Source organism: Pseudomonas sp. GZD-209 (genome assembly GCF_049310485.1).
In the GTDB taxonomy this organism is placed as follows: Bacteria; Pseudomonadota; Gammaproteobacteria; order Pseudomonadales; family Pseudomonadaceae; genus Aquipseudomonas; species Aquipseudomonas sichuanensis.
In genome coordinates, this window is the sequence record NZ_JBMOWQ010000151.1 from 1 (window position 1) to 18,285 (window position 18,285).

At 66.0% G+C, this 18,285-nt stretch carries 18 protein-coding genes; 9 read left to right on the forward strand and 9 right to left on the reverse strand.

Going from position 1 to position 18,285, the window contains the following annotated elements; all coding sequences use genetic code 11:
- Window positions 1-248 precede the first annotated feature (248 nt).
- Window positions 249-833: a TetR/AcrR family transcriptional regulator gene (locus tag ACO6VM_RS17775; RefSeq protein WP_401060049.1), complete on the reverse strand. Its 585-nt coding sequence runs from the start codon at window positions 831-833 to the stop codon at window positions 249-251.
- A gap of 109 nt (window positions 834-942) precedes the next feature.
- On the opposite strand from ACO6VM_RS17775, the gene ACO6VM_RS17780 reads away from it, so the two are divergent.
- Both ACO6VM_RS17780 and ACO6VM_RS17785 read left to right on the forward strand, forming a co-directional pair.
- The gene (locus tag ACO6VM_RS17780; RefSeq protein ID WP_401060051.1) at window positions 943-2,028 is read left to right on the forward strand and encodes a sugar phosphate isomerase/epimerase family protein; all 1,086 of its coding nucleotides are present in this window, start codon (window positions 943-945) and stop codon (window positions 2,026-2,028) included.
- On the forward strand, window positions 2,025-2,909 hold the full coding sequence (locus ACO6VM_RS17785; protein WP_401060052.1) for an alpha/beta fold hydrolase: 885 nt from the start codon (window positions 2,025-2,027) through the stop codon (window positions 2,907-2,909). The genes ACO6VM_RS17780 and ACO6VM_RS17785 overlap by 4 nt, the downstream gene beginning before the upstream one ends.
- A gap of 21 nt (window positions 2,910-2,930) precedes the next feature.
- Here ACO6VM_RS17785 and ACO6VM_RS17790 read toward each other — a convergent pair whose 3' ends face one another.
- On the reverse strand, window positions 2,931-3,551 hold the full coding sequence (locus tag ACO6VM_RS17790; protein ID WP_401060053.1) for a TetR/AcrR family transcriptional regulator: 621 nt from the start codon (window positions 3,549-3,551) through the stop codon (window positions 2,931-2,933).
- A 113-nt stretch (window positions 3,552-3,664) separates the two neighbouring features.
- Between ACO6VM_RS17790 and ACO6VM_RS17795 the strand changes: the two genes are divergently transcribed.
- Window positions 3,665-4,285, forward strand: coding sequence for a LysE family translocator (locus tag ACO6VM_RS17795; protein ID WP_401060054.1), 621 nt, complete (start codon window positions 3,665-3,667; stop codon window positions 4,283-4,285).
- A 30-nt stretch (window positions 4,286-4,315) separates the two neighbouring features.
- Here ACO6VM_RS17795 and ACO6VM_RS17800 read toward each other — a convergent pair whose 3' ends face one another.
- Both ACO6VM_RS17800 and ACO6VM_RS17805 read right to left on the reverse strand, forming a co-directional pair.
- Window positions 4,316-4,975, reverse strand: a complete 660-nt coding sequence (locus ACO6VM_RS17800) for an RraA family protein (protein WP_401060056.1) — start codon at window positions 4,973-4,975, stop codon at window positions 4,316-4,318.
- Complete coding sequence (locus ACO6VM_RS17805; RefSeq protein WP_401060058.1) at window positions 4,972-5,640, reverse strand: RraA family protein; 669 nt, start codon at window positions 5,638-5,640, stop codon at window positions 4,972-4,974. Before ACO6VM_RS17805 ends, ACO6VM_RS17800 begins: the two co-directional genes overlap by 4 nt.
- 104 nt (window positions 5,641-5,744) lie before the next feature.
- On the opposite strand from ACO6VM_RS17805, the gene ACO6VM_RS17810 reads away from it, so the two are divergent.
- From ACO6VM_RS17810 to ACO6VM_RS17830, 5 genes are all read left to right on the forward strand, one after another.
- Window positions 5,745-6,641: a LysR family transcriptional regulator gene (locus ACO6VM_RS17810; RefSeq protein WP_401060060.1), complete on the forward strand. Its 897-nt coding sequence runs from the start codon at window positions 5,745-5,747 to the stop codon at window positions 6,639-6,641.
- Between the two features lie 91 nt (window positions 6,642-6,732).
- Window positions 6,733-7,548, forward strand: coding sequence for an alpha/beta fold hydrolase (locus ACO6VM_RS17815; RefSeq protein WP_401060062.1), 816 nt, complete (start codon window positions 6,733-6,735; stop codon window positions 7,546-7,548).
- A gap of 103 nt (window positions 7,549-7,651) precedes the next feature.
- A complete protein-coding gene (locus tag ACO6VM_RS17820) occupies window positions 7,652-9,007 on the forward strand; it encodes a DUF3300 domain-containing protein (RefSeq protein ID WP_401060064.1) in 1,356 nt (451 codons plus the stop codon).
- Window positions 9,004-9,894, forward strand: a complete 891-nt coding sequence (locus ACO6VM_RS17825) for a DUF2950 domain-containing protein (RefSeq protein WP_401060065.1) — start codon at window positions 9,004-9,006, stop codon at window positions 9,892-9,894. Before ACO6VM_RS17820 ends, ACO6VM_RS17825 begins: the two co-directional genes overlap by 4 nt.
- 145 nt (window positions 9,895-10,039) lie before the next feature.
- Window positions 10,040-10,666: a glutathione S-transferase family protein gene (locus ACO6VM_RS17830; RefSeq protein WP_401060067.1), complete on the forward strand. Its 627-nt coding sequence runs from the start codon at window positions 10,040-10,042 to the stop codon at window positions 10,664-10,666.
- 141 nt (window positions 10,667-10,807) lie between these two features.
- Here ACO6VM_RS17830 and ACO6VM_RS17835 read toward each other — a convergent pair whose 3' ends face one another.
- The 3 genes from ACO6VM_RS17835 to ACO6VM_RS17845 form a co-directional block, all read right to left on the reverse strand.
- Window positions 10,808-11,047 (reverse strand): hypothetical protein, encoded by a 240-nt coding sequence (locus tag ACO6VM_RS17835; protein ID WP_401060069.1) that lies wholly within the window; start codon window positions 11,045-11,047, stop codon window positions 10,808-10,810.
- A gap of 107 nt (window positions 11,048-11,154) precedes the next feature.
- Entirely contained in the window at window positions 11,155-13,275 is a 2,121-nt protein-coding gene (locus ACO6VM_RS17840; RefSeq protein ID WP_422403579.1) for a TonB-dependent receptor, read from the reverse strand.
- A 585-nt stretch (window positions 13,276-13,860) separates the two neighbouring features.
- A complete protein-coding gene (locus ACO6VM_RS17845) occupies window positions 13,861-14,562 on the reverse strand; it encodes a YoaK family protein (protein ID WP_401060073.1) in 702 nt (233 codons plus the stop codon).
- A 691-nt stretch (window positions 14,563-15,253) separates the two neighbouring features.
- Here ACO6VM_RS17845 and ACO6VM_RS17850 point away from each other — a divergent pair.
- Window positions 15,254-15,991 carry an alpha/beta fold hydrolase gene (locus ACO6VM_RS17850; RefSeq protein WP_401060074.1) on the forward strand — a complete coding sequence of 246 codons (738 nt, stop codon included), beginning with the start codon at window positions 15,254-15,256 and terminating at the stop codon, window positions 15,989-15,991.
- 9 nt (window positions 15,992-16,000) lie between these two features.
- Here ACO6VM_RS17850 and ACO6VM_RS17855 read toward each other — a convergent pair whose 3' ends face one another.
- On the reverse strand, window positions 16,001-16,615 hold the full coding sequence (locus tag ACO6VM_RS17855) for a dihydrofolate reductase family protein (RefSeq protein WP_401060076.1): 615 nt from the start codon (window positions 16,613-16,615) through the stop codon (window positions 16,001-16,003).
- A 143-nt stretch (window positions 16,616-16,758) separates the two neighbouring features.
- The gene (gene nhaB, locus ACO6VM_RS17860; RefSeq protein ID WP_401060078.1) at window positions 16,759-18,261 is read right to left on the reverse strand and encodes a sodium/proton antiporter NhaB; all 1,503 of its coding nucleotides are present in this window, start codon (window positions 18,259-18,261) and stop codon (window positions 16,759-16,761) included.
- Window positions 18,262-18,285: the final 24 nt, after the last annotated feature.

Below are 18,285 nucleotides of genomic sequence, written 5' to 3' on the forward strand. Positions count from 1 at the left end.
TTGTTGGTACGACGCGGTTTTGGCGTGGTCGCTAACGCTGCATCACATGACTCAAGACATGCGCCAAGGCGGGCAGCGGTACTTTCACAGGACTCATTGGCCCGAAACAGATGTGGGAGCGGGCTTGCCCCGCGATGCGCCGCGCGGGCGGCGCTCGATCTTGAGAGCGCTGCACCTCTATCGCCCTGCACCTGTTGGCCCACATACGATCCCAAGGCAGGCGCCGGGTGCCACTGCTCGAAGCTGGCCTATCGCGGCAACAATGCCAGGGCGCAGTGGCAGGCACTGCGCAGGGCCGCCTCGGGCACGCCATCGCGTGCCTGCACCGAGATGCCATGGAGAAAGATGGCGTAGAAATGCCCCAGGGCCTGCACATCGGTATCGGCCGGCAACTGGCCCTGCTCGCGTGCAAGGCTTAGCCGGGCAATGATCGATTCGCCGCGCTGGCGACGGTGATCCGCCAACCACTGCTGCACCGCGACGTTGTCCGGTGCAACGCCGCTGGCCGCGCTTACCACCAGGCATCCCTTGGGCTCGTCGGCACGGGTATAGGTAGCGATGGCGTCCTCGAGCATCTGCTCCAGCGCCTGGTGGATACCCGGCAGGGCCAGGGCACGGTCGGCAAAACCGCCTTCGGCCGATTCGTACAGTGCCACGGCCTCTTCGAACAGTTGCTGCTTGCTGCCGAAGGCCGCGTAGATCCGCGCCGAGGCGATCCCCAGCTCGGCGACCAGCGCCGCCATCGAGGTGCCTTCGTAACCGTGTTCCCAGAACAGCCGCAGCGCTTTGCGCAGTGCCTGTTGCTTGTCGAATTCCCGAGGTCGTCCTGCCATAGCCTGTCTGTCCGAATGCGCCAAACGGGCATTCTAGCCAATTCGCGGTTGACGGGCAGCGTCGTTCGCGCCTATTGTTTGTCGATCGACAAACAATAGGATGGAATCGATGAAGACGCTCAAAGGCCCAAGCCTGCACCTGGCGCAGTTCAGCAGTGACAACCCGCCGTTCGACTCGTTGGACAGCATCGCCGGCTGGGCCGCGCAGTTGGGTTTCAAGGCCCTGCAGGTCCCGGCCTGGGATGCTCGCCTGTTCGATGTGGCACTGGCCGCGCAGAGCACGGGTTACTGCGACGAGATCAAGGGGCAGTTGGCAGGGCACGGCCTGCAGATCAGCGAACTGACCACCCATATGTTCGGCCAGTTGGTCGCGGTACACCCGGCCTATGACCCCCTGTGCGACGCCTTCGCGCCTGCTTCGCTGGCGGGGCGGCCGGCGGCCCGCACCGACTGGGCCATCGAACGGATGAAGCTGGCAGCGCGCGCCAGCCGCAATCTGGGCCTGGGCGACATGGGTACGTTTTCCGGTGCCTTGGCCTGGCCTTATCTGTTCCCCTTCCCGCAGCGCCCGCAAGGCCTGGTGGAGGCGGCCTTCGAAGAGCTGGCGCGGCGCTGGCGGCCGATTCTCGATGTCTGCGACGAGCAGGGCGTGAACCTGTGCTTCGAGATCCACCCGGCCGAGGACCTGCACGACGGCACCAGCTTCGAGCGCTTCCATGCCTTGGTGGGCGAGCACGAGCGCTGCCGTATCCTTTTCGACCCCAGCCATTTCGTGCTCCAGCAGCTCGACTACCTGGCCTATCTGGACCTGTACCACCCGTTCATCCGCATGTTTCACGTCAAGGATGCCGAGTTCAATCCGAGCGGCCGGCAGGGTGTCTATGGCGGCTACAGCGACTGGGCCGAGCGCGCCGGGCGCTTCCGCTCGCTGGGCGATGGGCAGGTCGACTTCAAGGCGATCTTCTCCAAGCTGGCGCAGTACGACTTCGATGGCTGGGCCACCCTTGAGTGGGAGTGCTGCCTCAAGGACCAGGAGGTCGGGGCCCGGGAGGGCGTCGAGTTCATCGACCGACACATCATCCAGGTCACCGGGCAGGTCTTCGACGACTTTGCCGGTGCACCGCTCGACCCTGGGCAGATCCAGCGCATGCTGGGGCTTGCGGCGGCTGGCAACGCAGTGGGAGCACGGGCATGAACGCAGTCAGCGCAACCCGGGACGACGCGTTCGCCCATGTCTATGTGCAGGTGGAGGGGCTGCGCATCCATTGCGCCGTGGCCGGGGAGGGCGAGCCCGTGCTGCTGGTGCCTGGCTGGCCACAGACCTGGTATGCCTGGCGCCATGTACTGCCAGCGCTGGCCGCGCAAGGCTTCAAGGCCATTGCCGTCGACCCGCCCGGCCTGGGTGACTCGGACCGGCCCGAGCAGGGCTACGACACGGGCAACGTCGCTCGCCTGTTGCATGCGCTCATGGCGCAACTGGGGCATGAGCGCTATCACCTGGTCGGTCATGATGTGGGCATGTGGGTGGCCTACGCCTTGGCCAGCGATCAGCCGCAAGCGGTGCGCTCGCTGGCGGTGGCCGAGGCGGTGATACCAGGCTTGGCTGCGGCGCCGCCGATCTTCGTCGATCCGCAGGAGAACATCTTCCTCTGGCATTTCCTGTTCAACCAGGTCCGCGACCTGCCGGAGTTCCTGATTGCCGGGCGTGAGGAGGGTTACTTGAATTTCATGTTCGATCGCTGGGCGATCCAGCGCCATGCCGTGGCATCCGATGTCTACATTCGCGCCTATTCGTCACCCGGTGGCATGCGGGGCGGGTTTGCCTACTATCGGGCGATTCCTGAAACCATCCGGCAGAACCGCGAGCGTGCTGCCCGCCCGTTGCGCATGCCGGTGTTGGCGATCGGTGCCGAGCACGCCACCGGTGATGCGCCGTTGCAGACCTTGCAGGGGCATGCGCAGGCGGTGCGTGGCGTGATCCTGCCAGGCTGCGGGCATTTCGTGATGGAGGAGGCGCCAGACTTGTTCAACGAACACCTGCTGGCATTCCTGCAAGGCCCGGCGGCCAGTCGCTGAGCAAGGCCCCTGGCGCTGTGCTCAGGGCTCCAGCCCGATACCGCGCAGGATGACGCTGGTCACGGTCTGTACCGCGCTTTCGAAGGCCAGGTCAGACAGCGGCTCGCCGCGGTTGAGCAGCGTCACCTGATAGCCGAAATCCGCATAGTGCTGGGTCGCTGCCCAGATCATGTACAGCAGCGCCGAGGGCTCCACCGGCAGGATCCGTCGATCTTCCACCCACCCACGGATCTTGGCTTGCTTGAGCTGCGCCCAGGGCACCAGGGTCTCGTCCAGGGTCGGGCCGAGCACCGGCGCGCCGTGCAGGATCTCTTCGGCCCAGATCTTCGAGCCCAGTGGCCGCGAACGTGAATGGCCCATCTTGGCGCGGATGTAGCTGGTCAGCACCACGCGCGGGTCGTCGAAGCGCTCGAAACACAGCGCGTCCTGCTTCCATACATCCAGCAGGTCCTGCAGTACCGCGCGGTACAGTTCGTCCTTGGTGCTGAAGTAATAGTGCAGGTTGGAGCGCGGCAGCTGTGCCTGCTCGGCGATGTCGCCCATCGAGGTGGCGCCGTAGCCTTTGGCGGCGAACACCTGCTCGGCGGCCTGGAGGATCTTGTCGATGTTGCGCCGACGGATCTCGATCTTGTGGTTGGCCATGGGCTGTCCGTGGTGACCTGAACAGGGCAAGGCTAACAGCTTTGCAAGGCGTGTGGTGAAGGCTTCGCGGCCATCTGTTAACGTGCCCGCATTACCCCGCCGAGTCCTGCGCCATGCCCTTCGCCGACAACCTGATCGCCTTCACCCTGGCCGCCACCTTGCTGACCCTGACGCCCGGCCTGGACACCGCGCTGATCCTGCGCACTGCCGCCGTGGAAAGCCGCCAGCAGGCACTGCGCGCCGCGCTGGGCATCAATGCCGGCTGCCTGCTGTGGGGCGCGGCGGTGGCCTTCGGCCTGGGCGCGCTGATTGCGGTGTCCGAGCTGGCCTACAACCTGCTCAAGTACTGCGGCGCCGCCTACCTGGCCTGGCTGGGGGTGAACATGCTGCTGCGCCCGCGCCAGTCGATGGCCCCGGCTGGCGAGCAGGCGTCGCCCACCGGCAACTGGTTCGTCAAGGGCATGCTGGGTAACCTGCTCAACCCCAAGGTCGGCATCTTTTATGTGTCCTTCCTGCCCCAGTTCATCCCCCAGGGCCAGCCGCTGGTGGCCTGGACTTTCGGCCTGGTGGGCATCCATGTGCTGCTGGGGCTGCTGTGGGCGACCGGCCTGATCGCTGCCACCCGGCCACTGGCCGAGGTGCTGCGCCGTGAACGGGTGATCCGCTGGATGGACCGCTGCACCGGCCTGGTGTTCGTGCTGTTCGCGGCGCGGCTGGCGTTTAGCCGGCGCTGACAGCCGGCGAGGCTGCCACCGGCACGCCGCTTATCGGGCTTTCTTTTGCAAGTCGTGATAACCCAGTGCTTCGCGCGCCTGGCGCAGGCTATCGCCCTGGCTGATGCGGGTGCGGATCTGGGCCTCCACCGCTTCGATGGCACGGGCCGTTTCGGCGACCTCGCGGGCGCGTTCGCGGGGCACCACCACCACGCCATTGGCGTCGGCCACCACGATGTCCCGCGGGCACACCCGGGCGCCACCGATGCTCACCGGCTGGTTGAGTGCCTGCACCTGCACCCGGTCCTTGCCGGTGCGCATGTAGCGGCCCTTGCTGAAGATCGGGTAACCGTCACCGAGCGCTTTGCTGACGTCACGGCACACGCCGTCGATCACCGTGGCGGCGATGCCCTGCTGGCCGGCGTACTGGGTCATGATGTCGCCCCACACGGTGCAGTCGGTGCGCCCGTCGTTGGCGATCACCAGCACATCGCCGGGGGCTACGTCGTCGATGAAGTCGCCCACCGTACCCGGCGGGGTGCTGGCGCTGACGTACTGCACGGTGAAGGCCGGGCCGACCACCACCTGGCTGTAGTTGGCCAGTGGCATCACGCCCAGGCACTGGCCGGGCAGGCCGAGCTTGTCCATGGCATCGGACACGCCGGGGGTATCCAGGCCGTGGAACAGGGCAATCAGTTCGTCGTTGCTCATGGGCGGGCCTCCTGGTTGATCGCGTCGAATTGGCTGTCGTGCATCACCTCGGCGACCGAGCGGCCGGCGCGCACGGCTTCGACCATGCCGGCCTGGCGCCGGGCGATGCGCTCGGCCAGGTCGAGCACCTGGCCGATATGGACCTGGGGCACGAACACCGTGCCGCAGGTGTCGGCGAGCACGTAGTCGCCCTCGGCCACGCTGACCCCAGCCACCTGAATCGGGCAGGCGGCATCCACCTGTACCACGCGGTTGCGTGCGCTGATCATGGTCACGCCACGGCCATACACTGGGTAGCCGAGCGCGGCACTGCCGTCGATGTCGCGGCTGCAACCGTCGATCACCGTGCCGCGCACGCCTTTGGCCACGGCGGCATTGGCGAGGATATCGCCCCAGCAGGAGATGCCTTCCAGGCCGCCGGCGATGACCAGCACACGGTCTGGCGTATCGATACCCTCGACCACTTCGGTTATCAGGTGCACCGTGGGCGCACTGTCGGTCTTGGCCGCCAGCAGCACGGTGCTGGCCCGGCCGACCAGTTGCGGGCATTGCCACAGCGGGCGCAAGCCATAGGTGGCGCCAGGCAGGCCGAGAAAGTCGAGGGCGTCGGACAGGGTGTTGCTGTCCAGCGCCGCCAGGCGTTCGAGGGGGGTGGCGTGGCTCATGGAGAACCTCTCTGGTAGTGGAGGCCTCGAGTCTCGGGTAGGCTGATCGATAGGTATATTCCGTATTGCGGATGCTTAGTATCTGCCCAACCTATGGAACCGTGATGATCAATTTCCGCCTGATTCGCCACCTCTGGCTGTTCCTCGCCGTCGCCGAGGAGCAGCATTTCGGCCGCGCCGCCAAGCGCCTGGGCATGACCCAGCCACCCTTGACCGAGCAGATCCAGATCCTCGAACAGGCCTTGAAGGTGAAGCTGTTCGAGCGCGGGCGCCGGGGCGCGCGGCTGACGCCGGTGGGGGCGGCCATCCTGCCGGCGGTGCGCAAGTTCGCCGACCAGCTCGAGCGCCTGGAACTGGCGGTGGAGGAGGCGGTGGCCGGGCAGCAGGGCATGCTTACCATCGGCGCGATCTCCTCGGCGATGTTCGATGTGCTGCCCAGGGCGCTGGAGCGCTTCAAGCAAGAGCATCCGCAGGTGAGCGTGTCGGTGCGCGAAATCGACAGCGTCGAGGCGGTGCCGGCGCTGGAGGCAGGCGATATCGACGTGGCCTTCGCCCGCCTGGACGGTGACCTGGGCAAGGCCATCGAATGGCTGCCGCTGACCGAGGAGCGCCTGATGGTGGCGCTGCCGGCCGAGCACCCACTGGCGGCGCGCAGCCGCATCGGCCTGGCGAGCCTGGCCAGTGAGCCGCTGGTGATGTTTGCGCGCAAAGTCAGCCCGCTGTATTTCGACAAACTGATCGCCACCTGCCGCGCCCACGGTTTTTCGCCGCGGGTGCTGCACGAGGTGCGCTCGGTGGCCTCGCAGATTGCCTTCGTCAGTTGCGGGCAGGGCATCGCGCTGGTGCCCGCAGCCATGAAGAAGCTGGCGCCGGCCAACGTGGTGCTGCGCCCCTTGACCCAGAAACTCAGCGTGGTCACCACCACCGTGGCCTGGAACCGCGAGCGTGATAACCCGCTGGCCGAGGCGCTGGTGGCGCAGCTGCGCGCCGGCAATCCATAGCTTTGCCGTATCGAAACCATCCTCGAAGCGGAATTTACAGAACCACCGGCAGCCCCGAGAGTGGCGGCCCGAACCCACGAGGAGGCTGCCCGTGCCTGTACCGCAAACATTTCGTCAATGCCTGCTGCCGCTGCGGGTCGAGGGTGTCGAACTGCGCATCGCCACCGCCTGGCGCGAGGGTGAAGGGGCACCGATCCTGTTCCTGCATGGCTTTGGTTCAAGCAAGGAGGACTACCTCGGCCTGACCCGCCAGCCGGCGTTCGCAGGCCGGCCGTTCCTGGCCTACGACGCACCGGGTTGTGGCCAGAGCCAGTGCGCGGACCTTGGCAAGGTGTCGATCCCCTTGCTGCTGGGCACGGCCTTGCAGGTACTCGAGCATTTCGACGTCGAGCGGTTTCACCTGGTCGGCCACTCCATGGGCGGCCTGACCGCCTTGCTGCTGGCCCAGTATTGCCCGCAGCGGGTGATCAGCTTTGTCGACATCGAAGGCAATATCGCCCCGGAAGACTGCTTTCTCAGCCGGCAGATCGTCGACTACCCGGCCGATGACCCCGAGGCGTTCTTCGCTGACTTCATCGAACGCACCCGCCATGGCAGCGACCCGGCCAGTGCGCTGTATGCCGCCAGCCTGCCGTACAAGGTGCGGGCCGGGGCGGTGCGGGGGATCTTCAGCTCGATGGTCGAGTTGTCCGACCATGGCCAGTTGATGGACAGGTTCCTGGGCCTGCGCTGCCCACGGATGTTCATGTACGGCGAGCAGAACAGCCACCTGAGCTACCTGGCCGAGATCCAGCGCCAAGGCGTCGAGCTCGCCAGCATCCCAGGCTGCGGCCACTTCCCGATGTATTCCAACCCCATTGAAATGTGGCGGCGCATCGCCGACTTCCAGGCGCGCTGCTACCCTTGACCATCAGCCCCGAGGCTGAAATCAGTCGCTCGCCTTTCCAGCGTTCACCTCCCAGGCCCAGACCCATCCCGCTCGAGCGTCAAGACCCACCTGGGAGGTGTGTATGCGCACTCGATTTTGCTGTGTGCTGGCCATGATGCTGCTGGCGCAGGGCGTGCCTTCCCCCGCGCAGGCAGAAGACCCGGTGCCGCCCGCACCTGCAGCTGCCAGCAGCAAGGACGCGGTGTTCACTCAAGAGCAGTTGGACCAGATGTTGGCCCCCATTGCCCTGTACCCCGACCCGCTGCTGGCGCAGGTGCTGATGGCCAGCACCTACCCGGGCGAGGTGGCCGAAGCGGTCACCTGGTCGAAGGCTCACCCGGACGCCAAGGGCGATGACGCGGTCAAGCAGGTGGCCAGCCAGCCCTGGGACCCCAGCGTGCAGGCGCTGGTGGCCTTCCCCCAGGTGCTCGCCACGTTGGGTCAGGACCCGGTCTGGGTGCAGCGCCTGGGCGATGCGTTCCTGGCCCAGCCGGACGACCTGATGAACGGCGTACAGCGCCTGCGCCAGCAGGCCAAGGCCGCCGGCAACCTGCAGAGCAACCAGTACCAGAACGTCACCGTGCAGGCCGCGCCGGCCAGCCAGAGCGCCCCGGCCAGCAACCAGACCATCATCATCCAGCCCGCCGACCCGCAGACGGTCTACGTGCCCACCTACAACCCCACGACCACCTACGGCACCTGGGCTTACCCGGCCTCGCCGCCGGCCTACTATCCGCCGCCGCCGGCCTACTACCCGGGCCAGGCGCTGGTTGCCGGGCTGGCCTTCGGCACCGGGGTGGCGATCGTCGCCTCGCTGTGGGGCGACTGCGACTGGAACAACCATGACGTAGACATCGACGTGAATCGCTACAACAACATCAACCGCAATAACCAGATCAACAACATCAGCAACAACAAGTGGCAGCACAACCCCGTGCACCGCGACGGCGTGCCGTACCGCGATGCCCGCAACCGCGAGCAATACGGCCGCCAGCTGGACGGCGCGCGCGACCGCGCCGCCTACCGTGGCGACGATGCGCAGCGCGCCCGGGAACGGCAGAACGCGCTGAATTCGCTGGACCGCCACGGCATCGAGCGGCCCGCCACCAGTAACGTGCAGGCCCGCGACCGGGTGCGCGAAGCCCAAGCCCAGCGCAATGACAGCCGCCTTGCCGAGCGGCGCAACAACCCGGTTGCCCAGCAGCGTCAAGGGCAAGGCCAGGCCCGCCAGCAACTGGCGCAACGCCAAGGCGCCGGTGCTGCCCGCAACAATGCCTTCGACGGTGTACGTTCACCGTCGCGCAGCAGCCAGCAGGCTGATCGGGGGCGTACCAGCCAGGCTTTCGCTCAGCGTGGCGGCGGCCAGCGGGCAGCAGGCCAACAGGTATCTCGGCCCAGCGGCGGGGGCGGGCGTTTTCATGGAGGGGGCCGCCGATGAACAGGCCCAGCACAAGGTTGTTATGGCTCGCGGCCTGCCTGGCCTGGCCAAGCCTTACGACAGCGCAGGAACACTTTGCCACCCCGGAGCAGGCTGTCGAAGCCTTCGTCAGTGCACTGGGCACCCAGCCACCGGACGAAGCGCGCTTCGGCCAACTGCTGGGCGAGGACTGGCGCACCTACATACCCCGTGGCGGTGTGCAGCACCGCGATGTCGACACCTTCCTGACGCAATACGGTAAAGCGCACCGCATAGAACGGACCGCCGAGCACCGCGCGCTGCTGGCGGTGGGTGAGGCGCACTGGACCTTGCCCATCCCCCTGGTCCAAGGTGCCAACGGCTGGCATTTCGACCTCAAGGCCGGCAGTGCCGAGATCCGCGCCCGGCGTATCGGCCGCAACGAACTGGCGGTGCAGCAGTCGATGCTGGCCTACCACGACGCGCAGATGGAGTACGCAAGCCAGGACCGCAACGGCAACGGCGCGCTGGAGTACGCCCGGCACATCTTCAGCACCCCGGGCCAGCACGATGGCCTGTACTGGGCTGATGACGGTGATGGCCAGATCAGCCCGTTGGGCCCGTTGTTCGGCCAGCAGCAGGCGGGTGAGGACTGGTACGGCTATCACTTTCGCATCCTCGAAGCCCAGGGCCCCTCGGCGCCGGGCGGCGCTTATGACTACCTGATAGGCGACCGCATGAGCCGTGGTTTCGCCCTGGTCGCCTGGCCGGCCCGTTACGACGACAGCGGGGTGATGAGCTTCATGATCAGCCACGACGGCGAGGTGTTCGAAAAGGACCTGGGGCCGGAAGGCGAGCAAGTGGCCAAGGCGATGAAACGCTTTGATCCGGACAGCAGCTGGAAGCCGGTGGCGGTGGCTGGCGAGTAGCTGCTCGGCCCACGGTGCCTGAGCCATGGGGTCCAGATGGCGTGAGGTTTGAATTGACCCTGTCACAGCGGGCGTGATCTGCTCGGGGGCTTCGCGGGTAAACCCGCGAATGGCCCTCCGATCCTTCAAAGGAAGCTGAAGATCCATGTCCGACTACAAGCTCCACTGCTTCGCCGAGTCCGGCAACGCCTACAAGGCCGCACTGATGCTCGAACTCACCGGCCAGCCCTGGCAGGCGGTGTTCGTCGATTTCTTCAACGGCCAGACCCGCGACCAGGCCTGGCGCGACCAGGTCAACGAACAGGGCGAAGTCCCGGTGCTCGAGTACGCGGGTGAAACGCTCACCCAGTCGGCGCTGATCCTCGAATACCTGGCCGAACGCACCGGCCAATTCGGCCCGCGCGATGACGCCGAAAGGCGCGAGATCTGGCGCTGGATGCTGTTCGACAACCACAAGTTCACCGCTTACTACGCGGCGCTGCGGTTCATCTTCTGTCTGAAGAATTCCGGTGAAACCGATGTCACGCGGTTTCTGCGCGAGCGGGCCACGGCGGCGTACCGCATCGTCGATGCGCACTTGGCGCAGACGCCGTTCATGGTCGGTGGCCGGTTGACCATCGCCGACCTGTCGCTGGCGGGGTATGTATTCATGCCCGAGGATACCGGGATCAACCTGCAGCAGTTCGCGCATATCGAGGCGTGGAAGGCGCGGATCATGGCGATGCCGGGGTGGAAGCATCCGTATGAGCTGATGCCGCGTGCGGCGGGGTGAGGGCTGACAGGCGCTCGAGCAGAATACGGTTGATCGGGTTTTCCAGCGCCAGCGCGATCACGCGCTCGGGGGTGAGTGGCGGCATCGTCCAGTCCTTGGCAATGGCAGGGGCTGCGAGAATAACCGGTTCGGTTGGCGGTGTTAACCGCGTGCCGAGGTGGAGCGGGTGGCCGTTTCGGTCACCGCTTGCTGCTGGTCCGCACGCAGCACGGCAAGCCTGCGTTGTTCGTATTGTTCCTGACTGAGCCCTTGGCGTTGCAACGCTTCGAGCTGCAGCTGGCGCGCTTCTCCGGCGGTGTAGGGGCGCAGTTCGGGGTGGTTGGCGCAACCGCTCAATAGGGCGATGGCCAAGGCGGCGAGCAACAGGCGGGGGGTGTTCATCGGGCGCTTTCCATGATCGGCGGATCGATGGAGCGAGCATAGGGTGCACGCCCGATGAGGAGAAATTGCCGCGCTCGATAGTGACTATCGAGCGCGGCAACAGGGGGTCAGAACTTGTAGTTGACGCTGGCTTCGAGGGTACGCGGCGCGCCCCGGGTGGCCAGGTCGACAGAACCGTGGGCCGAGGCATAGTAGTCGCGGTCGAAGGCGTTCTTCAGGCGCAAGGCCGCATCCCAGTGCTGCACGCTGTACAGCAAGGCAGCGTCGAAGGTGGTGTAGGCCGGCATCACCACCTTGTTGTCCAGCGCGGTGTAGCGGTCGTCGACGTAGTTGGCGCCGGCGGCCACGCGCCACTCGGGGGTGAGGGTACGCACCAGCCAGACGTTGGCGCTGTTGCGTGGCGTCAGGGTGGGCACCTGGCCTTCGTTGGCCACGCCGTTGGTCTTGCTGTTGGACTTGGTGATCTCGGCGTCCAGGTAGGCGTAGCCGGCATACACCTGCCATTTGTCGCTGAGCTGGCCGCTGAGGGTCGCCTCGAAGCCATCGGTGCGCTGTTCGCCGGCCAGGATGGTCAGGTTGGGGTTGGCCGGGTCGGCGGTCTTCATGTTGGTGCGCTCGAGGCGGAACACCGCTGCGGTCAGCGACAGGCGGCTGTCGAGCAGGTCCCACTTGGCGCCCACTTCATAGTTGGTGGTCTCTTCCGGCTCCAGGCCCGCGTTGGTCGGCGAGACCGCGAACACTTCGCCCGAAGGCTGGTAGCTGCGGCTGACCGACACGTAATAGGACTGGATCTGGTCAGGCTGGAACACCAGGCCTGCACGTGGGCTCCAGGTCTTGTCGGTGCGGTCGAGGTCGACGTTCTGCTTGCGTGCGTCGTTGTACTCCTGGCCGAAGATGTCGTAGCGCACGCCCAGCAGGGCTTTCCACTGCGAGGTCAGCTCGATCAGGTCCTGCACGTAGAAACCGCTGGTCTGCTGGTAGTTGGTGCCGTTGGACGACAGGTTGGCGGCGTGGTCCGGCACGCCCACCAGAGCGTCGCGGTACACCGGCACGCGGGCCACGTTGTTCTGGCTGTAGACGCGCTGGTACTTATCCTGGAAGCCGACCTCCACGCCGTACAGCAGGTTGTGCTGCATGCCGGCCAGTTGCGCCTGCTGCTTGAGCTCGGTCTGGTTGAACACACCGCTTTCATCGCGCGCGACGTTGCCGCGGTTGAGCTTGACCAGCAGTTCGCCGTTGGGCGCGGTGACGAAGCGGGTCGGGCTGCTGTCGGCCAGGGTGTTGTTGCGGTCCAGGTCGTAGCGGTAGTAACGGCTGGTGTTGGTCAGGGTGAAGTCGTCGTTGATGCGGTAGTCGAGGCTGGCGGTGAACGAGAACACCTCGCTGCGGGCGTAGTCCTGGGAGGCGTTGCCCGAGCCGAAGCGCTTGTCGCGGTCGACGTTGGCCGGGCGGTTGCCCACGGCCGGGATGCCGAAGTCGATCAGGCGCTTGTCGTACAGGTAGGTGGCGCCGAGGTTCAGCTCCAGGTCGTCGGACAGTTTGAACCAGGCCGACGGGGCGATGGCCTTGCGGTCGGTGTAGCCGTCGTCGCGGAAGGTGTCGCTGTCTTCGAAGGCACCGGTGACGCGGTAGGCCTGGTTACCCTCGGGGGCGGCCCAGCCGCTGTCGAACTGGGTGCGGCGCTTGCCCTCGGTGTCGAGGGTCATGCCCACTTCCTGCTTCGGCGCCAGGCCCGGCTTTTTGCTGATGCTGTTGATCAGGCCACCGGACGAGCCACGGCCGTAGAGCACGGCGGCAGGGCCCTTGACCACTTCGACGCGCTCGACGTTGGAGAGGTCGCGAAAGTACAGGGCATCGTCGCGAATGCCGTCGATGTACATGTCGCCGATGGCGCTGAAGCCGCGAATGGTCACCTGGTCGCGCTGACCGTCGCCGTTCGACTGGCCGACGCCGGGCACGTTCTTGAGCACGTCTTCCATGGACTGGGCGCCCTGGTCCTTGATCACGCTTTCGGGCACCACGTTGACGGTCTGCGGGATGTCGCGCAGCGGTGCGTCGATCTTCAGCGCGCTCTTGCTCTCGCTGGCCTTGTAGCTCTGCTGCTCGTAGGCGCTGGTCACCGAGGTGGCCGGCAGGGCCAGCGGGTCCTGGGTCTGCGCGTGGACAGCAGGGGTGACCAGCAGGCTCAGCATCGACAGGGATACTGGAGCAACAGACTTTTTCGCCATGGTAATACGACTCGTTGTTGTTTGAGGTGGCGAATGGTAATGGTTCGCAAATGTAAAGCAAGTGTAAAGATGAAATATTCGGAAAAGTATTTGTCTTGTGGGTGGCTATCCGTTCGGGTGTTTTTCTGTGTCGCGATGGGGGGCGGGCCCTCATCGGATTTGGCTAATCAGGATTGGGTAATGGCCACCAGGTGCCTGGCAGGATAATGGGTGAGGGCCACCAGGTGCCTGCCGGTGTTTTTGCAGCGCCTATGAGATCGAGCGCCGCCCGCGCGGCGCATCGCGGGACAAGCCCGCTCCCACATTTGTTTCGGGCCAGTCTTTCCTGTGCCATTACCTGGTCCGCCTTGTTGGTACGACGCGGTTTCAGCGTGGTCGCTAACGCTGCTCCACATGACTCAAGACATGCACCAAGGCGGGCAGCGGTACTTTCACAGGACTCATTGGCCCGAAACAAATGTGGGAGCGGGCTTGTCCCGCGATGCGCCGCGCGGGCGGCGCTCGATCTGATAGGCGCTGCAGACCTATCGCCCTGCACCTAGAGGCCCACATACGATCCCAAGGCAACCTGCCCCGGCTACCCCCTCAACGCGGCATGTACCCCAACTGCCACGCCCGCGGAATAAACCGGCTCACCAAGGCCAGCACGCAGGCCAGGCCACAGCTTGCAAACAACGCCAGCAACCCCAGCCGTTGCTCCAGCCAAGCGCCAATGGCTGCGCCCAGCAGCATCCCGCTCCAGGGCACCAACTGCACCCGCCAGCCATGCCGCCGCTCGCCCAGCAACCAGCGCCCCAGCCCGCGGCCAAACCGCGAAAGCGCGCCGGTGACATAGGTCAGGCCGATCGGCAGGCCATTCACCTGTTCGACCACGGCATTGAGCATGCCCATGGCCAGGATCGCCGCGACCAGCGCCGGGAAGCTCGTTGCCAGTGGCCAGGCGGCGGCAAAGGCAAGCAGGCCGGCGACCACCAGCAACAAGGGTGAGGCTCGCCGGCGAAAGTGCCGGGCCAGCAGCACCCCAAGGGCATTGCCCAGCACGAAACTTAAGATCGCCAGGGCCAGGCGCAGCACCAACGCCAGATCGGCCTGGCTGATCGCCACCGCCAGGCGTGTGGTATTGCCGCTCATGAACGAGACGAAATCACCCAGCGCCAGCAGGCCGATGGCGTCAGTCATGCCCGCCAGCACCGACAGCCCGGCCACCAGCCCCAGGCCGACGCGGCCGCGCAGCACTTGCAGCCTGGCGCGGCGGGCACTGTGCAGGGAAGAGGCGGTGGGCAGCATGAGGGTATGTCTCCGGCAGTGGGGCCCCGATCTTATACCGGCGCCAAGGCCTTGCGCATGGGCACGCAGGGGAGTTCCAGGCCGCTCGATTTCATAGGTGCTGGAAAACACTGGCAGGCACCTGGTGGCCATTACCCAATCCTGATTACCCAGGGCCGGCGGTGTGCCGCCCAAGGGCCTGTCTTGGGATCGCACGTGGGCCACCAGGTGAAGGGCGACAGATTTGCAGCGCTCTCAAGATCGAGCGCCGCCCGCGCGGCGCATCGCGGGACAAGCCCGCTCCCACATCTGTTTCGGGCCAGTCTGTCCTGTGCCATTACCTGGTCCGCCTTGTTGGTACTACGCGGTATCAAGGTGAGCACTACTGGCGCCTCGCCTGACTTGAGGCATGCTCTAAGGCGGGCAGCGGTACGATCACAGGCATGATTGGCCCAAACAGATGTGGGAGCGGGCTTGCCCCGCGATGCGCCGCGCGGGCGGCGCTCGATCTTGAGAGCGCTGCAAATCTGTCGACATGCGCCTGGTCGCCCTCAAACGATCCCAAGGCAGGCACGGCTGTAGACGATACGCGGTAATTGCAATGGCACCCAGGCAAACCACGCAGTGGGCCGGCGCAATCAGCCGCTGCTGGCGATCCCTGGGCGGCAAGGCCCATGCTGCGGGCTCCCCAAGGCTGGCCGCGAGGCATGCGATGCAAAAGGATACGCCGGTAGTCCTGATCAACGGCCTGATTGGCTGCCTGGATCATCCCGCACTTCACGACACCCTGCCTACCCAGGTGATCGCCCCCGACCTGCTTGGCTATGGCACCTTGCAGGACACCGCGCCGAAACTGATCGATATTGCCGCCCAGGTCGAGCACCTGCACCGCCAATTGCAGGCGCGCAATGTGGCGCGGGCACACCTGGTCGGGCATTCGGTGGGCGGGGTGGTGGCGCTGATGTTCGCTCACCGCTACCCGCAGCAGGTGGCCAGCGTGACCAGTGTCGAAGGCAACTTCACCTTGAACGATGCGTTCTGGTCGGCAGCGGTGGCGCGCATGGACCGCGAAGCGGTCGAACAGCTGCTGGCAAGCTATCGAGCTGATCCCGGCACTTGGCTGGCGCGGGCCGGGGTCGGGCCCGATGCGCGACGGCTGGCCCTGGCACAGCGCTGGCTGGCCCACCAGCCGGCAGCCACGTTGCAGGCCATGGCCGCTTCGGTGGTCGCGGTCACAGGCGCGGCCCGCTACCCGCAGCAGTTGCAGGCGGTGTTTGCGGCAACGCCGGTGCACCTGCTGGCCGGCGAGCACTCACGCGCCGGCTGGGACGTGCCCCACTGGGCCGAGCGCGCGGCGGCAAGCTTTACCGAGCTTGCGGGGGTGGGCCACCTGATGATGCTCGAAGACCCGCAAGGCTTTGCCAGTGCCATCGCCCGCCTGCTCGGCTGAGCACCCCCCTCAGAACGAGCCGGTGAGGACTTCGCCACTGCGCACGTAATGGGCGAGCAGCACGCCCTTGGGGGTGGTGGTTGATTCCACCAGCTTGAAGGCGGCCGCTTGCGCGTCATCACCAAACAGCCGCTTGCCACGGCCGAGCAGCAGCGGGTGGATCAGCAGCCTCAGCTCATCCACCAGGCCTGCGGCCAGCAGCTGGCGCACCAGTTCGCCGCTGCCCTGGGTCAGGAGCACGTCGCCGTCCTGTTGCTTGAGCGCGCGCACCGCGCCGGTCACATCCGCGCCCAAGCCATGGCTGTTGTGCCAGTGGAGCGAGCCGGGATGGTGGGTGGCAACGTGCTTGGGCACGCGATTGAACAGGTCGGCCAGCGAGCGATCGTCCGCTTGATGCTCAACGTGCGGCCAATACCCGGCGAAGATATCGTAGGTGCGCCGTCCCAATAGCAGCTCGAACGGCTGGCTGAACAGCGTCTGCATGGCCTGGCCAAAGGCTTCGTCGGCCAGCGGCGGGATCCAGCCGCCGTGGGTGAAACCCCCGCTGGTATCTTCCTGCGGGCCGCCGGGTGCCTGCATGACGCCGTCGAGGGTGATGAAGGCGGCGACGATAAGCTTGCGCATGGGGTGTTCCTCTTCAGGTTGCTGTTCGAGGGGTAGTCGAACGGGGCTGGCTGAAATCGACAGGAACGAAACAACATGGGCGACGCGTTGGCAGGTTCAATCGCCGGCAAGCCGGCGATTGCGCTGGTGTGGACGGCCCTGTTCTACAACCAGTACGTCACCGCCCACCAGCCCAGCCCACCCATGACCACGGTGTAGGGCAGCGCCATCCACACCATGCGCCCGTACGACAGGCGAATCAGCGGCGCGATCGCTGAAGTCAGCAGGAACAGGAACGCCGCCTGCCCGTTGGGCGTCGCCACGCTGGGCAGGTTGGTGCCGGTGTTGATCGCCACTGCCAGGGTCTCGAAGTGCTCGCGGCTCATGGCGCCGCTGACGAACGCCTGCTTGACCTCGGTGATGTAGATGGTGGCGACGAACACGTTGTCGCTGATGGCCGAGAGCAGGCCGTTGGCCAGGTACAGCATGCCCGGCTGCTGCTCGGTCGGCAGCGCCAGCACCCAGGCGATCAGCGGGCTGAACAGCTGCTGCTGGTGGATCACCGCCACCACCGCGAAGAACACCACCAGCAGTGCGGTGAACGGCATGGCGTCCTGGAACGCGCGGCCCAGGCGGTGCTCGTCGGTGATGCCGGTGAACGCCGTGATCAGCACGATCACCAGCAGGCCGATCAGCCCCACCTCGGCGATGTGCAGGCCCAGGCAGACGATCAGGATCAGCGCCGCCAGCCCCTGCACCACCAGGGCGATGCGTTGCGCCGGGGTGCGTGCGGCGTCGTCTTCGGCGGCGTAGGCGGCCAGTACCTGGCGCACGCGCTCGGGCATCAGCGTGCCGTAGCCGAACAGGCGCAGCTTCTCCAGCAGCACGCAGGTGACCAGGCCTGCGGCCAGTACCGGCATCGACACCGGCGCGACCTTGAAGAAGAAGTCGGCGAAGTGCCAGCCCATCTCATGGCCGATCAGCAGGTTCTGCGGCTCGCCCACCAGGGTGCACACGCCGCCCAGCGCGGTGCCCACCGCGCCATGCATCAGCAGGCTGCGCAGGAAGGCGCGGAACTGGTCGAGGTCGTCGCGGTGCAGCTGTTCGACCTGGTGATCGCTGTCCAGTGCCGACTCCTCGCGGGGGTTGGTGCCGGAGGCGACCCGGTGGTAGACCGCGTAGAAACCCACGGCGGCGCTGATGATCACCGCGGTCACGGTCAGCGCATCGAGGAACGCCGAGAGGAACGCCGACAGCACGCAGAACAGCAGGGCCAGCACGGCCTTGCTGCGCACCCCCAGCAGGATCCTGGAGAACAGGTACAGCAGCAGCTCTTTCATGAAGTGGATACCGGCGACCATGAACATCAGCAGCAGGATCACCGGAAAGTTGTGCTGCAGCTCTTCATACAGCGCTTCGGGCGTGGCCATGCGCAGCAGCAGCGCTTCGACCAGCAGCAGGCCGCCGGGCATCAGCGGGTAGCACTTGAGCGCCATGCCCAGGGTGAAAATGAACTGCAGCACCAGCGCCCACCCCGTGACCACCGGGCCGAGGGTTGCCAGCAGCAGCGGGTTGAGCAGCAGGAACAGGCAGATGACCGCCTTGTACCAGCGCGGCGACTGGCCCAGGAAGCTGTGGGCGAGGGCGCTGGGCAGGGATTGCGACATGAATTTGTATCCTTTTGATTCAGC

Excerpts from the sequence above, each read along its gene's own strand:
- ACO6VM_RS17775 (WP_401060049.1), bottom strand. The coding sequence starts at position 833 with ATGGCAGGACGACCTCGGGAATTCGACAAGCAACAGGCACTGCGCAAA.
- ACO6VM_RS17780 (WP_401060051.1), top strand. The coding sequence starts at position 943 with ATGAAGACGCTCAAAGGCCCAAGCCTGCACCTGGCGCAGTTCAGCAGT.
- ACO6VM_RS17785 (WP_401060052.1), top strand. The coding sequence starts at position 2,025 with ATGAACGCAGTCAGCGCAACCCGGGACGACGCGTTCGCCCATGTCTAT.
- ACO6VM_RS17790 (WP_401060053.1), bottom strand. The coding sequence starts at position 3,551 with ATGGCCAACCACAAGATCGAGATCCGTCGGCGCAACATCGACAAGATC.
- ACO6VM_RS17795 (WP_401060054.1), top strand. The coding sequence starts at position 3,665 with ATGCCCTTCGCCGACAACCTGATCGCCTTCACCCTGGCCGCCACCTTG.
- ACO6VM_RS17800 (WP_401060056.1), bottom strand. The coding sequence starts at position 4,975 with ATGAGCAACGACGAACTGATTGCCCTGTTCCACGGCCTGGATACCCCC.
- ACO6VM_RS17805 (WP_401060058.1), bottom strand. The coding sequence starts at position 5,640 with ATGAGCCACGCCACCCCCCTCGAACGCCTGGCGGCGCTGGACAGCAAC.
- ACO6VM_RS17810 (WP_401060060.1), top strand. The coding sequence starts at position 5,745 with ATGATCAATTTCCGCCTGATTCGCCACCTCTGGCTGTTCCTCGCCGTC.
- ACO6VM_RS17820 (WP_401060064.1), top strand. The coding sequence starts at position 7,652 with ATGCGCACTCGATTTTGCTGTGTGCTGGCCATGATGCTGCTGGCGCAG.
- ACO6VM_RS17825 (WP_401060065.1), top strand. The coding sequence starts at position 9,004 with ATGAACAGGCCCAGCACAAGGTTGTTATGGCTCGCGGCCTGCCTGGCC.
- ACO6VM_RS17830 (WP_401060067.1), top strand. The coding sequence starts at position 10,040 with ATGTCCGACTACAAGCTCCACTGCTTCGCCGAGTCCGGCAACGCCTAC.
- ACO6VM_RS17835 (WP_401060069.1), bottom strand. The coding sequence starts at position 11,047 with ATGAACACCCCCCGCCTGTTGCTCGCCGCCTTGGCCATCGCCCTATTG.
- ACO6VM_RS17840 (WP_422403579.1), bottom strand. The coding sequence starts at position 13,275 with ATGGCGAAAAAGTCTGTTGCTCCAGTATCCCTGTCGATGCTGAGCCTG.
- ACO6VM_RS17845 (WP_401060073.1), bottom strand. The coding sequence starts at position 14,562 with ATGCTGCCCACCGCCTCTTCCCTGCACAGTGCCCGCCGCGCCAGGCTG.
- ACO6VM_RS17850 (WP_401060074.1), top strand. The coding sequence starts at position 15,254 with ATGCAAAAGGATACGCCGGTAGTCCTGATCAACGGCCTGATTGGCTGC.
- ACO6VM_RS17855 (WP_401060076.1), bottom strand. The coding sequence starts at position 16,615 with ATGCGCAAGCTTATCGTCGCCGCCTTCATCACCCTCGACGGCGTCATG.
- nhaB (WP_401060078.1), bottom strand. The coding sequence starts at position 18,261 with ATGTCGCAATCCCTGCCCAGCGCCCTCGCCCACAGCTTCCTGGGCCAG.